Raw genomic sequence first — 13,758 nt, 5'->3', positions numbered from 1 at the left:
AATGTGCAAGCAGAATAGCATGAGTTGTTTGGGCGTAGTCTATAACTACGCCCAAATTGTGTTATGGCATCAACAAATAGAGACTCTGACCCTTACGGACCACGCTAATGGCAATCAGGTCGGGTTTGGACTCGAGCACTTTACGTAATGCTGCCAGATTATCGATAGGCTCGCGGTTTACGCCAACGATAACGTCACCCTGCTGGAAGCCAACCTGATCGGCGGGTGATCCCTTCTGCACTTCATCGACCTGCACGCCTTTGCCGGTTTTGGCATCAACGTCGCTCAGAATGGCCCCGGTGAGTGCCGGATTGATTTTCTCAAGCGCCACGGCAACGTCGGGGCTTTTATCCAGCGTCACGTTCACGTCCATCGCTTTGCCACCGCGCAGCACGCCCAGTTTCATGGTTACGCCCGGACCGGCAGTGCCCACTTTGGCCCGCAGTTCGGCGAAGCTGCTTAACGGTTGCCCGTCGAGGGTGATAATCACGTCACCCGATTTGATACCGGCCTTGGCGGCGGCAGAGTCGGGCAGCACTTCATTAACGAATGCGCCGCGCTGGCTGTCGAGCTTAAAGGCGGTCGCCAGGTCAGCGGTCATTTCGCTGCCGCGTATCCCCAACAGTCCGCGTTTAACCTGACCAAACTCAATCAGCTGCTTGCTAAGGTTTTTGGCCATGTTGATAGGAATGGCAAAGCCGATCCCCATGCTGCCGCCCTGCGAGGAGAGAATTGCGGTATTGATGCCGACAAGTTCACCGTTGAGATTAAGCAGTGCACCGCCGGAGTTGCCGCGGTTAATCGAGGCATCGGTCTGAATAAAGTTTTCGAGGCCTTCAAGGTTTAACCCGCTGCGGCCCAGTGCTGAAATAATGCCGGAGGTCACTGTTTGACCCAGGCCAAACGGGTTGCCCACGGCGACCGCAAAATCGCCTACGCGCAGTTTGTCGGAGTCGGCCATCGGGATTTGTGTCAGGTTTTTGGCATCTTTAAGCTGGATAATAGCGATGTCTGACTGGTCGTCTTTGCCAATCAGCTTGGCGTCGTATTCACGGCCGTCATTAATTTCTACGGTAATTTTATCGGCATTGCTAACCACGTGGTTGTTGGTCAGTACATAGCCTTTGGTGGCATCGATAATTACGCCCGAACCGAGGCCTTCAAACTTCTGACCGTCCTGTTTCTGAGTCGGGGCATCGGGGCCAAAGAAGAATTTAAATTGCGGAGGTACCTGGTCTGTTGGGGGTTGAGTGCCCGATACCTGAACGCTGACCACGCCTGGCAACACTTTTTGCAGCATCGGCGCCAGGCTCGGTAACTGCTGACCTTCAACGGCAACCGGCAGTGCTGCACTGGCCACTTGAAAAGACGAGAAGCTTAATCCAAGGCTTAAAGCCAGTGCGCTGAATAAAAATGATTTTTTCTTCATTTGGACCACTCCCCGAGAATGACTGCAGATGACGTGCCAAAAAGGAGCCAGTGACGGATGCCACTGGCTTGACGCTGTTATTAGCGGCGCGGACGCTCTGCACCGCGTAACAGGCCTGAAGCGCCGTCGGAATAATCGCGAGGCATTTCAACCGGCGCCTGGTCATTGTCGGCTTCAGAGCCGGTCAGACGGTAGTTGAACGGGTTGTCCTGTAGCGGCAAGTCCGGCAACAGGTTGTTAGAGCCTTTCGCCATGTGCTGATACAGCTGACGGTAATCCGTTGCCATATTGTCGAGCAGTTCGGCGCTGCGGGCAAAGTGACCGACCAGCTCTTGGCGATACTCTTCCAGCTCGGCTTTACTCTTGTCTATCTCGTTTTGCATCACTTGCTGATCGCGTAATTTACGATTGCCAAAGCGCATCGCTACCGCACCGATGGCGATACCGACCACTAATCCAATGAGCGCATACTCCCAGGTCATAATAACTCCTATTATTGACAACATTGTCCTGTAGGGCTTTTTGGCGTAACTTTCTCACCAATCTTTTTAAACAAAACTTTTACATGGCAAGCTTTACGTCAAACAGAACACCACTATAACCGTTAACCAAGAGTTAGTGGAATCCTGTGGCAACTTTCGCAACCTCGGTTGGGGTCTAATCCTGCTGCAAGTGCGTTAAAAGCCGCGAAATAGTGGAAAAATCTGCGTTAAAGGCCATGAAAACAGCGCCATCAATCACTGAAAATATTTTTGCAGGGACCGTTCATTATCATGCAACCAAAAACACCGCTTACCTCTTATCAGACTGCACTTGATGCCGGAGAGTTCCAACCGGATGCCGTTCAAAAACAGGCTGTGACGCGTCTTGATGCTATTTATCAGGAATTGGTAGCGAAAAAACCAGCGGAATTAGCTGAAAACGGCGGCTGGTTGGGCCGTCTGTTCAAAAAGGGGCCGAGCAAAAGCACGATTCGCCCGGTGCAGGGGCTTTATATGTGGGGCGGCGTGGGGCGAGGTAAAACCTGGCTGATGGACATGTTTTTCCACAGTTTGCCGGGTGAGCGGAAAATGCGCCTGCACTTCCACCGCTTTATGCTGCGCGTTCATGAAGACCTCACGGCGCTGCAGGGGCAGTCGGATCCGCTTGAGGTGATCGCCGATCGTTTTAAGCAAGAGACCGACGTGCTGTGCTTTGATGAGTTTTTTGTCTCGGATATTACTGACGCCATGCTTCTCGCGACCCTGCTACAGGCGCTGTTTGCCCGTGGCATCACGCTGGTGGCTACCTCGAACATTCCGCCTGACAATCTTTATCGTAACGGCCTGCAGCGCGCGCGTTTCCTGCCGGCGATTGCGCTTATCAATCAATTTTGTGACGTGATGAATGTGGATGCGGGTATCGACTATCGCCTGCGCACGCTGACGCAGGCCAATCTGTGGCTTACGCCGGAGACGGGGCAGACGCTCTCTGACCTCGACGCGCCGATGCAGCAGATGTTCGGCAAGCTGGCGGGCAAAGCGGGTGAGCAAGCGGTGCTGCAGGTCAATCATCGACCGCTGAAGGCGCTCGCGTCGGCAGACGGCGTATTGGCCGTTGAGTTCCACACCCTGTGTGAAGAGGCGCGCAGCCAGCTCGACTATATTGCGCTGTCGAAGCTCTACCACAGCGTGCTGCTGCACAATGTACCGGTGATGAACGCCGACCAGGAAAATGCTGCACGACGTTTCCTTGCGCTGGTGGACGAGTTCTATGAGCGTCACGTTAAGCTGGTTGTCTCGGCTGAAGTGCCAATGTACGAGATTTATCGCGGTGAACGCCTGAAGTTCGAATATCAGCGCTGCCTGTCCCGACTACAGGAAATGCAGAGTGAAGAATACCTGGCTCGCGAACACCTTCCTTGAGGGTGTCTAACAAGTGAGCAATCATTGCGTATCTTCGCTACGATGACGAATCCAAAAAACTTAAGCTTTTTCCAAAAAAGGGTTCGATTTTTGTTGGGGAGTTCTCTATAATCTTGCGACCCCACGTTACAACAAAGTTTTTTTCCCGAAACTTTATAGTGCCGGCAATGGCTATTCGAAGGGGTAGGTTTGCTGGACTGATGGTCGTGTGAACCTCCAATACTTATTTTGTAAACTGTGTTTGAAAAAATGTAGTTTATAAAACATATAGGCGTTTGGGTGTTCGCCAACGTGTAACTTAAATTGGGTAAGCTTTTAATGAAAACTTTTACAGCTAAACCGGAAACAGTACAGCGTGACTGGTTCGTAGTTGACGCAAGCGGCAAGACCTTAGGTCGCCTGGCCACTGAACTGGCTCGCCGTCTGCGTGGCAAGCATAAAGCGGAATACACTCCGCACGTTGATACGGGTGATTACATCATCGTTCTGAACGCAGAAAAAGTTGCTGTAACCGGCAACAAGCGTAACGACAAGATTTATTACCATCACACCGGCCACATCGGTGGTATCAAACAAGCGACCTTTGAAGAGATGATTGCTCGCCGTCCTGAGCGTGTGATTGAGCTCGCGGTTAAAGGCATGCTGCCGAAGGGTCCGTTGGGTCGTGCAATGTACCGTAAACTTAAAGTTTACGCGGGCAATGAGCACACTCATGCGGCACAGCAACCGCAAGTTCTTGACATTTAATCGGGATTATAGGCAATGGCTGAAAATCAATACTACGGCACTGGTCGCCGCAAAAGCTCCGCAGCTCGCGTTTTCATCAAACCGGGTAGCGGTAACATCGTAATTAACCAGCGCAGCCTGGAACAGTACTTTGGTCGTGAAACTGCCCGCATGGTAGTTCGTCAACCTCTGGAACTGGTCGGCATGGTTGAGAAATTTGACCTGTACATCACTGTTAAAGGTGGTGGTATCTCTGGTCAAGCTGGTGCTATCCGTCACGGTATCACCCGTGCACTGATGGTATATGACGAAAATCTGCGTGGCGAACTGCGTAAAGCAGGCTTCGTTACTCGCGATGCTCGTCAGGTTGAACGTAAGAAAGTCGGTCTGCGTAAAGCACGTCGTCGTCCTCAGTTCTCCAAGCGTTAATCTGCCTCCTGCTTCGGCAGTGGATTGCAACTTCGGTTTCAATCAGGCACAACGCGACAAAAACCCGGTCTTGTACCGGGTTTTTTTTCGTGCGTATCGGGGAAATAACGCCGAAACTATGGCCAAAGTGCCTTGTTTTTCGCGGCTAATTGCTCCCTGAAACACATTTCCCCACTAAATCCTTGCCTACATCCCCACAGAACGACCAAAATCTGGTAAACTATCACACACTTTTGCGCCTGTTCGCCAAGCTGTGAACCTTGCTGAATTTGCTGGCTGTGTTCCCCCGCTTTGGCTTATCTACGAAACTGTGGGTTACAGGTGAGATGTGCCCGAACTTCGATGGGCACGATTATTCAGGATAGCAGCCTGATAGTGGCTATTCGCAGTATAATTCTAGATAAACTTGGAGGTTTTCATGGCTGTCGCTGCCAACAAACGTTCGGTAATGACGCTGTTTTCTGGCCCGACCGACATTTTTAGCCATCAAGTACGTATCGTACTGGCGGAAAAAGGTGTGAGTGTCGAGATAGAGCAGGTAGAAATGGGTAACCTGCCACAGGATCTTATTGACCTCAACCCGTACCGCACTGTGCCTACGTTGGTCGATCGTGAGCTGACCCTTTTCGAATCTCGCATCATCATGGAATACCTCGATGAGCGCTTCCCGCATCCACCGCTGATGCCGGTTTATCCGGTTGCGCGCGGTGAGAGCCGTCTGATGATGCACCGTATCGAAAACGACTGGTACTCGCTGCTGCGCCAAATTGAGCAGGGTTCTGCCGCTGAAGCAGACGCAGCACGCAAACAGCTGCGTGAAGAGCTGCTGGCTATCGCGCCAATCTTCTCTTACATGCCTTACTTCAAGAGCGAAGAGTTCAGCCTGGTGGATTGCTACCTGGCTCCGCTGTTGTGGCGCTTAACCGAGTTGGGTATTGAGCTGTCTGGTGCGGGTTCTAAAGAGCTGAAAGGCTATATGACGCGCGTATTTGAGCGTGATGCATTCCTGGCGTCTTTGACTGAGCCAGAGCGCGAAATGCGTTTGAACGGTGCTCGGGGTTAAGTTATGGAGATGACAGACATGTCTCCTCGCCGTCCGTTCCTGCTGCGCGCCTTCTATGACTGGTTGCTTGATAACCAGCTGACGCCGCACCTGGTGGTTGATGTTAACCAACCGGGTGTGAGCGTGCCGATGGAATTCGCTCGCGATGGCCAAATCGTTCTGAACATTGCACCGCGTGCAGTGGGCGGTCTTGAACTGGGCAATGCCGATGTGCGTTTCAACGCGCGTTTTGGCGGCGTACCGCGCGAAGTCTTCGTGCCGATCGCCGCTGTGCTGGCTATCTACGCACGTGAAAACGGCGCAGGTACTATGTTCGAGCCAGAACCTGCTTTAGACGGTGAAGGCGCTTTCGAGGCGCTCGAAGACCAAACTACCGAACCGACGATGTCAGTAATTGACGGCGATCTGCCTGATAACGCTGAAGACGGTGACGATGAGCCACCGACGCCGCCTCGCGGCGGACGTCCTGCCCTGCGGGTTGTGAAATAAACTTCACCTAAAGCAAGATGACTCACCGCACCCTAAAAAAAGAGACCGCATTGCGGTCTCTTTTCACATCTGGCGTCGGCTAAATCTTAGACTTGCCAAAACCTATTTTATGCGGCAGATTCTCCACCCGAAGACGATTATGTCTCTGGGGTAGTCCAGAGCAACTGTTGGAGTTTCATCATTCCCTCGCGATCATAACTTTTTACGCCTGGTTCCTTAAAATTTATATACCCATTTTTGGTAGCAAAGGTATCAACGTCTACGCCCAGTTGTTTCGTAAGGAGAAGTATTTTTGGTGGTAAAACATACTTATATGAATCATTCATCGTACTAATAACGTTCCTGATATATTCGCGGATCTTGTGCTTATCATCAACACCCTCAGCTTGAATTACTAAACTAAGCCGTGTCAACTTACTTTTGGAAAATTTAATCTCATGGGAGACTGGACTGGAAATTATGCAGTGGTCATTTATATAATCCCGCGTGTCCGGGAGATTTTCAGTTAATTTAAGAAACTTTTCCGACAAGATTAGGCTATTACCCAGCGGTGTATTCGCTAGGTCGATATGTAATTGGAGTGCTGTCGCACTCTTGATAATTCTTAATATATTAGGAGGGAGCCATTCTGGGCTTCCATTCGTGACGGGTGCTCTATTTTTAGCCATCCAGTCATTTGCCTGCTTAATATCAGTAAAGTCTTTGGTGGCCTCTGTTTCTTTAACTTTATCGATTATTCCTGCTACAGTTACTGGGACTCTACGGCCTATTAATTTCTCCATAACATTTTCGACGTCAGCAGGGTCAACGTTATTGTCCTGGATATAGATACCAACAATAGCGTCGTTTGGTATGATAATTGGCAGTGGTTGGCCCGCTGTATATCCCGGTATTTTCGACGGGTCAACTAATAAAACAATTGGTATGATGAGTTTTGACCTATCTACGTCAGTTCCTAATTGAGAGGAAGTTGTGGATGTTTCACTCTTCTGGGAGGCTTCCTGCGCCCCATTGATGGCTTCCTGAACGTTAGTATTTGAGTAATGTTGAACGGTAGTAGGACGATTTGGGTTACTATTACTCCCAACCATCCTCACATTATTGCTTTTGCCATCTTGCTCTACGCTATCTATGATTGTACTGACAAGCAACACATTAGGGGGGGCATTCTTTAATGTAGGTGCAGAAGGTGCGAAAGGTGCAGAAGGTGCAGAAGGTGCAGATTCATTTAGAGGTTCATCTTTCAAACTGTTCACAAGTTCACCCGCGAGTGTGACGCTCTGATAATTGATAGTCATACTTGCAGCGATTAAAGGTATTTGTTCTTTGAAATTAATCTGAGGGATCAGTTGTTTATTTTCTTTGGCATTGATATTTTGCGTTGAATCGTTGGGCAGGCTATTTATTCCTGAATCCGTACTGCTGCTGTTTCTAGTGAGAGTTTCTATTGATGAGTCAAGTTGTTTGTTTTTAAACCACCCAGGGATATTAATCGCGTTATCGCCCTGATCAAGCGGGAAAGTTTTGTCCATAATCCTGAAATTATCAGCCCAATGTACTTGGGTATGACTATTACTAAGATTTTGGTCCCAAATATAACTTTTCTTAAACTCAGTAGAATTATAGATTGTTAGACTATTAGGTTTGCGAGGTGTAGATTTATTAAAGGAAACGTAGGCATCTTCGTATCCCGCTTTAGATGCTTTTAAAATGACATTACGCTTAGCTATTCCGTCCAGCCCTGTGTAGGTTACATTACCCACCTCAACGGAATATCCCTTAATTCTTAATTCATTGGCCAAAGTTCGAGTGGCTAATTGATTCTCATACTTAATGTTCTGAAGAGTATAACGGGCCTCAAAGTTGTTCATTCTTTGAGCGAAATCATTTTGGACTGTAGAGTTTATATCATCAAGGTCATAGGGTTTTTTAGGAACCCGGCCAGAGTTAGGTATATCCATACGTTCTATGGAGTTATTCTGTACTGAATCAGTCGTGCTTTTAGAATTTGAACCCAGCCCTGAGTCTTCAGATGACGATTTGGAGGTTCTATTAGAAGCTAAGCTGTTATCCGAATTATTTCTCTGGATATCAATATCTTTAGGCGTTGTTTGACCGTTTGAACCAGTCTCTCTCGTGGAGGGGGTCGACGAGGTAGAGTCAAGTGAATTCGAAGAAGATTCCTGATCGATTGGAGTCGTGCTTCCACCACGGTTGGCGTTATAAAAATCCTTTAATTTTAAAAGCTTATCATCCGACAAGTCATTAACGGCTATGCCCTTCCTCCTTGCGTAGCCGTCCAGAAAGTTTCCAAACTCTGAATTTTGTAAAGTTCGAATCGCATCGTCTGCATTTAATCCGCGAAGTGTCTTAACAAATTTACCAAAATATTTGCCGCCAATATATCCGCCGGCCTCACCGGCCATGGATGAAAAAGCATCTAGCATCGCGCTTTCACTGTCCACGCGGTTGTCGGCATAGTATGACTGTACAAACTTAGGAAGCACCCCAGTTGCAAACGTTAATGCAGCACTCCCGGCTGAAGAACTTGCTATGGCAACGCCTGCCGTGGCGGACCCTAATGCGCTAAGGCCACCTGTTATCGGCAGTAAGAAAACGCCAATCATAGTGCCGGCCGTACCAATAATTTTGACGGCTTTGTCGAGCAAAATTTCTCCATCGGACTTGATCAAAAAATCTACATCTGCACGTGCATAGTCCAAATCTGTAACTGCTAGTTCAGAAATAATATCTTTTTCGGGTCTGTATTGTTCAATTATTTCCGTGCCTAGACGATAGGTTTTCCCAACAGACTTACTGAACGGTAATGGGTATGGAGCTCTTAGTGATTCTTCGTTTGGTTCTGTAATGACCAAACCTTTATGATCACTCTCAAAAAAATTATAGGGAGTAGTACGAGGAAAGTTAATACGGGTGCTCTCAAAATTTCTAACATTTATCTGGTGCTCAATTTTTAGGCCGCGTTTGATAAGATTGACGAAAGCTTGACCTTCCTTCTCATTTCTGAATTTTATCCCACGAGGAAGGAGGCTGTTTTTTGCTTCAAATACCTCACCCGTTGCTAATGAAATATACAAAACGTTGCCGTTTTCTCCTGTTATGCGGACCATATCTTTGACATTTTCGCCATAAAATCTCAAATTATCGACATTGCCTGATTTTATTTTCTCAAGTACTTCCTCTTTGGTGAATGTAGTCGGTTCAGCGCTATTAGAGAAATAGTTCTCCACCGTTAGGTGAAGCAGTGAACTTTTATATTTTCGATAATTCGCTCTAAATTCTGGATCTTGGCTGATTCTATCAAACTCTTGCATATAAGCCGGCTGGGCATCTATTTGAGTTATTTCTGTGAGTAGGTTTATACCGTCAGTATCCGGATGTCTTAACGGTTCTTCAAACTCGAACTCGTAGCTGGTATCAGTCCATTTACGCTCATGTAACTTAAGAGCAACTTCATAAAGAGAGGTATTTCCTAATAGAACCCTTGGGACTGGCTTTCCACGTAGATCCTGCTGTGCTGGTCGATAAACGTTTACCTTTGCATCCCAGTGGATAGGTCCCGTAAAGCCCTTTTCTGAGAGCTGTGTCTTTATATGTTTTTTTAACCATCCATCGACATTATTAAGTACTGCAAACTCTCCTAGCCGATTCTTTCTAAGAGTCTCTGCTAGCGCCTCTCTCATAGCTTCGTAGGTCGGTGAGCTATTTCTTACATTCGAAACTTCATCTGGCTTAGAAGAGGGGGCTAGTTGTGGTTCTGGCTCTAGTCCTGGTGCATTTTGTTTGCTCACCGGAGCGGATTCATCAACCGGCGCATCACCTTGGTAACCCTCATCGTCAAAAAAGTAGGGAGCCGCTGTTTCCTTTGGCGGAGTTTTTACAGCTGGTTTTGACTGGGTTTTTTCTGTTGGTGATGAAACTGGCTTGTCAGTCAAGGGTGCCTTATTGCCAGCAGCGTTGGCACCAGCCACTGTAGAGTCCTGTTTTTGAGGCGGAGTTTTGACTGCTGGATTTGACTGAGTTTCTTCTGTTGGTGACGAAACTGGCTTGTCAGTCAAAAGGTCCGCAATAGTAGAAAGACAGGCGTATAAATTCTTTGCACTAAGTGTAGATAGGTGCGAGTCAGGTAAACTTTCCATTATCTTGTCTAAAACCGAGCGTGGCGTAATGGCACTGAGCTTGGCAACCGAATTGGCCCCGTAGGAAAGACTCTCGGATACACCAGCGAACAGGAGATCTTCTGGCAAACTTTTAGCATTTTTGCTCAACACCGCTTTCAGACCGTCGCGGTTGACCTCGACCCCTGTTAACGTGGCATCTACCGCGAGTTTTAACAGAACTGGGGTAAATGCGCGCACAAATTTAAAAGCTGCTATTTTAATCTTCTCCTTAGCCATCTCAGTTTTTGCTCCCGCCGGGAGGGCATACCCGGGCATCACGGAATGATTCATATCTCCGATTGCCATTGCGATGGTTAATGGTGTTAACAACGTCTTGACTAAGTTTCTAACTCCCCTCGCGGTCGAGAAAGGAGGAATTACTTCAAGCAGTACCTCGTTTATTGCATTGCTTGCAATCATGTATATGGCGGAGGATTGCAAGTTTTTAGAGCCTGATTTCACCAAATATTCTTCGAAAGACTGATGAGCTTTCATAACCTCATTGAGGGACTTGGGCATGGTCAGAGTCCCGTTCAGGGCTTGCTCGTACTCTTTTGCAAGTCTTAATGAGAAAGCTTCTCCATTTGCATCACCGGGCTTGCGGAAGTATTCCGAACATTCCTTTATCGACATCCCTATATGCTGATCATGAATTTCCCGCTGTTCCGGCGAGCATTCACCGGCAATAGCCGTAGTTTGCGCGGCAAAAGTACTGGCAATGTGTTTGATTATTCGTGAGTTAACGGAAAAAATGTCCTGTCGTCGGTTAGTGGTGCGCGCGACGCTGAGTTCGAGGTCTCTTTGGGTGTTCTGCGCATTGCGCAGCTGGTCATTCATGGCCGTTGTTACTGCACCTATTTCCGAAGATGATAACGCATGAGTCGGGTTAGCCAATGGGGCTGCGTCGAGTGCAGATATCCAGGTGGGAATGAGAGATTTTATATCTTTTAATTCATTGCGGGTTTTATCGAGGGCCTCTGTCATTTCTTTAAAACCTGCCACCCCGTTTAAAGCAGGGCTAAGTCTATCGGACGTTTTGAGGCTTTCTATCACCTCTTCGAGAGCACTTTGAACATCATGAGGGCTCGGATTGTCATTTTTAAGTATATTAGCAGCCTGAGTGATAAGGGGGCCCGTTGAGTGATCCAACGCCTTTCCTGCTGCATGTAAGGATTCCTGCGCGGCTTCCGGCATTTCTCGCCAGCATTTAACGGCAGATGTGGTAAAAGTTTCTGCCCTCACCATGGCCGATCGCATTCTCTCAAACGTTCCCCTGAAACTAGGGGGAATGAATGAGTTTTGTTCAGCCTTAAGGGGTTTCACATTTACATTAAACTTATCTTCAATTTTCTGGAAGGTGGCTTCCGCCTTTTCAAGACGTGTTTTGAATGCTTGTATTTTATCAAAACGCTTTGGAAACCTTTTTTCCATTAATGCCAGATCTTCTTTGGCATGTTTAACTGCGTTTTTTAAGTTAAGTAGCGCAGCACTCAGCTCCTTTTGCGGCTGTTTCAGGTCTGCCCGCTTTTTTGACAGTCGTTCTGTAGCCGTTGTATTGGTGATATCTTGTTTTTTAGCGCGTGAAAGTGCCCCTTCTTTCGGGTCTCGCGCGATTTTCCCATTGGTTTTTGCAACATCGGCGGCGGATGACATCATACCCTCTGCCTGATTACAGAATTTTTGCATGGCATTAAGCGGTTCGAGGGTAGAAGCTCTCAATAGGGCGTTGAACATCTGTGTTTCACGAGTGTTCTGATGCGGCAGTTTTGCCTTGATTTGATCTAAAAGATGCCTGCTACCGGCTTCAATTGCTCTAACGCCTTGGCGCGAAGGATGTACTATTGCTTTAAATGCGGATTTTGCGGTACCGACAGTGAATTTTGAAACTGCAGAGAGTTTCTTACCGGCTATTTCCACCTGGGTTTTTTGCGTCCGGTAATTACGTTTTATGTCAATCAGCCGGTCGTGAACCGTACCCAGTTTATCCAACGCCTTATTGGTGGCTTGATGAAGGTCACTGAGAACTCGGACATCAGCGCTGAGGACTTCCTTGGGTTTGGGATCACTGTATATATTCATAGGTTGAACTGCGCCCTTTAATTGGGACGCAGTTTTGTAAAGTTTATCACTTAACCTCTGTAATTGATCCGCCTTGACGTTAGCGTCTTGCCCTGACTCACCACTGTGTCTTAGTTGATAGGCCACATCAACCTCTGATAGTTTATTACAAAGCTCATTCAGCGCTGAAATAGTTGCCTTGAGACACGCTATCTGTTCGGGATTGGAGAATAGGGTTGCCACCGCTTGTTGTGCAAGTTTCACGACGTTAGCCAAGGCAGTCGCTGCGCTTTTAATCTGTGGGCTTTTTGTATTGTTTTCCAATGTGGAGAGTGCTAGGGCATGCTTACCCAGTCTTGCTTTCTCCCCGGAAAGGTCTGTCGCAAGGCGTTTTATTTTCTCCTCAAGGACTTCTTTAACGGGCTTAAGTCTGTATTCAAGATTATAATTATTTCCGCAAGTTTTAAATTGGAAGTCTTGCTTCCATTTATGGTCAGAAACGTTGTTTAATGCTTTTGGTGTATCTTTTATTTTTGTAAGGGCACTTTTAAGCCCCTCTTCTGCAGTCCTTAAATTGTCGGATAAACTGCTATTTTCGCTATCTTGCCCTTTGTTGAAAAAATCATCTGATTCCGCTAATACGCTATCTACATACACTAGGGCGTCAGCTAACCCTGATAACCTGTCAATGGCCTCATTTATCGCCATTTTATAATAACTGCCTTTTGGCAACTCCATTTCCACCACGTTTTCACATAGGGTCATTACTAAAAAGGCAGCTTTTTGAGTCACCCCTTCTTTTTCGGCTAATCCAAACAATTCTTCTTTACATACCTTCAATATTTCTCTGTCTACTACCAGATGCTCATCGTTCCTGCCTTTTAACTTACGGAATTCCTCAAGCATTTCGATATCGTCAATGCTGACTTCAAGATCTGATTGAGTTTTAACCGCAGCATTATTAATATCGGCTCTGCACCCAGTGATCGTTTCGTTAAACTTTTTTTCTAGCGTGTTAATTGTGTCTTCTTCACCCACGGCGAAAGGTTCGTCAACGCCTATTTTATCAAGCCCATCCATTAAACATGCAGTAAGTTCCTTTAATAGAGTGGTACTTTCAAACTCTGTAAAATCTGCTTTTCCCGTCATGGCGACAAGGCTGGTTAGCGTATTATTTCGGGATGCTGTTAGCTGCAAACCGGTCTTGTCGTTAATATATTCCCCGAGCTGCGGGCTTAGGTTGAAACAGCGTTCAGCCTGAGCACCGATGAAAGCATCATTTGTCCAGTCATGACCGACATCATGTGAAGCATTAACGGCATTAGCCAGTTTATTCAGCGCTTGGGCTGGAATGGTGGGATATTCTCTGTCTTTAGCGCCCACAGCCTTGACGGTGTTTGTGGATGAAGTCTGGTCTATTGTCAGAGACTCGGTCGGTGCGGTGTGAAAAGTCGTTTTCGATTCAATGCTCACAATTAA

The 13,758-nt window shown here is 47.4% G+C and carries 8 protein-coding genes; 5 read left to right on the top strand and 3 right to left on the bottom strand.

Features of this window, described 5'->3' with window-relative positions:
• Positions 1 to 61: 61 nt before the first annotated feature.
• Both degQ and zapG read right to left on the bottom strand, forming a co-directional pair.
• Positions 62 to 1,429, bottom strand: coding sequence for a serine endoprotease DegQ (gene degQ / locus GA565_RS22665; RefSeq protein WP_152201017.1), 1,368 nt, complete (start codon positions 1,427 to 1,429; stop codon positions 62 to 64).
• 80 nt (positions 1,430 to 1,509) lie between these two features.
• On the bottom strand, positions 1,510 to 1,911 hold the full coding sequence (gene zapG, locus GA565_RS22660; RefSeq protein WP_152201015.1) for a Z-ring associated protein ZapG: 402 nt from the start codon (positions 1,909 to 1,911) through the stop codon (positions 1,510 to 1,512).
• Between the two features lie 291 nt (positions 1,912 to 2,202).
• Here zapG and zapE point away from each other — a divergent pair, with 291 nt between their 5' ends.
• The 5 genes from zapE (at position 2,203) to sspB (ending at position 6,040) form a co-directional block, all read left to right on the top strand.
• Positions 2,203 to 3,333, top strand: coding sequence for a cell division protein ZapE (gene zapE, locus GA565_RS22655; RefSeq protein WP_152201014.1), 1,131 nt, complete (start codon positions 2,203 to 2,205; stop codon positions 3,331 to 3,333).
• A 318-nt stretch (positions 3,334 to 3,651) separates the two neighbouring features.
• Complete coding sequence (gene rplM / locus GA565_RS22645) at positions 3,652 to 4,080, top strand: 50S ribosomal protein L13 (RefSeq protein WP_009634857.1); 429 nt, start codon at positions 3,652 to 3,654, stop codon at positions 4,078 to 4,080.
• A 15-nt stretch (positions 4,081 to 4,095) separates the two neighbouring features.
• Positions 4,096 to 4,488 carry a 30S ribosomal protein S9 gene (gene rpsI, locus GA565_RS22640; RefSeq protein WP_055774459.1) on the top strand — a complete coding sequence of 131 codons (393 nt, stop codon included), beginning with the start codon at positions 4,096 to 4,098 and terminating at the stop codon, positions 4,486 to 4,488.
• A 418-nt stretch (positions 4,489 to 4,906) separates the two neighbouring features.
• Positions 4,907 to 5,551 (top strand): stringent starvation protein SspA, encoded by a 645-nt coding sequence (gene sspA, locus GA565_RS22635; RefSeq protein WP_055774462.1) that lies wholly within the window; start codon positions 4,907 to 4,909, stop codon positions 5,549 to 5,551.
• A gap of 3 nt (positions 5,552 to 5,554) precedes the next feature.
• Positions 5,555 to 6,040: a ClpXP protease specificity-enhancing factor gene (gene sspB / locus GA565_RS22630; protein ID WP_152201012.1), complete on the top strand. Its 486-nt coding sequence runs from the start codon at positions 5,555 to 5,557 to the stop codon at positions 6,038 to 6,040.
• A 137-nt stretch (positions 6,041 to 6,177) separates the two neighbouring features.
• On the opposite strand, the gene GA565_RS22625 is transcribed toward sspB, so the two are convergent.
• The gene (locus tag GA565_RS22625; RefSeq protein WP_152201010.1) at positions 6,178 to 13,752 is read right to left on the bottom strand and encodes a hypothetical protein; all 7,575 of its coding nucleotides are present in this window, start codon (positions 13,750 to 13,752) and stop codon (positions 6,178 to 6,180) included.
• Positions 13,753 to 13,758: the final 6 nt, after the last annotated feature.

The organism is Rouxiella sp. S1S-2 (assembly GCF_009208105.1).
Lineage (GTDB): Bacteria > Pseudomonadota > Gammaproteobacteria > Enterobacterales > Enterobacteriaceae > Rouxiella.
The sequence above is the reverse complement of the archived record's forward strand: the minus strand, read 5'-3'. Positions and strand labels throughout refer to the sequence as shown.

Bases quoted from the DNA above. Each gene is read 5' to 3' on its own strand.
- degQ (WP_152201017.1), bottom strand. From the start codon at position 1,429: ATGAAGAAAAAATCATTTTTATTCAGCGCACTGGCTTTAAGCCTTGGA.
- zapG (WP_152201015.1), bottom strand. From the start codon at position 1,911: ATGACCTGGGAGTATGCGCTCATTGGATTAGTGGTCGGTATCGCCATC.
- zapE (WP_152201014.1), top strand. From the start codon at position 2,203: ATGCAACCAAAAACACCGCTTACCTCTTATCAGACTGCACTTGATGCC.
- rplM (WP_009634857.1), top strand. From the start codon at position 3,652: ATGAAAACTTTTACAGCTAAACCGGAAACAGTACAGCGTGACTGGTTC.
- rpsI (WP_055774459.1), top strand. From the start codon at position 4,096: ATGGCTGAAAATCAATACTACGGCACTGGTCGCCGCAAAAGCTCCGCA.
- sspA (WP_055774462.1), top strand. From the start codon at position 4,907: ATGGCTGTCGCTGCCAACAAACGTTCGGTAATGACGCTGTTTTCTGGC.
- sspB (WP_152201012.1), top strand. From the start codon at position 5,555: ATGGAGATGACAGACATGTCTCCTCGCCGTCCGTTCCTGCTGCGCGCC.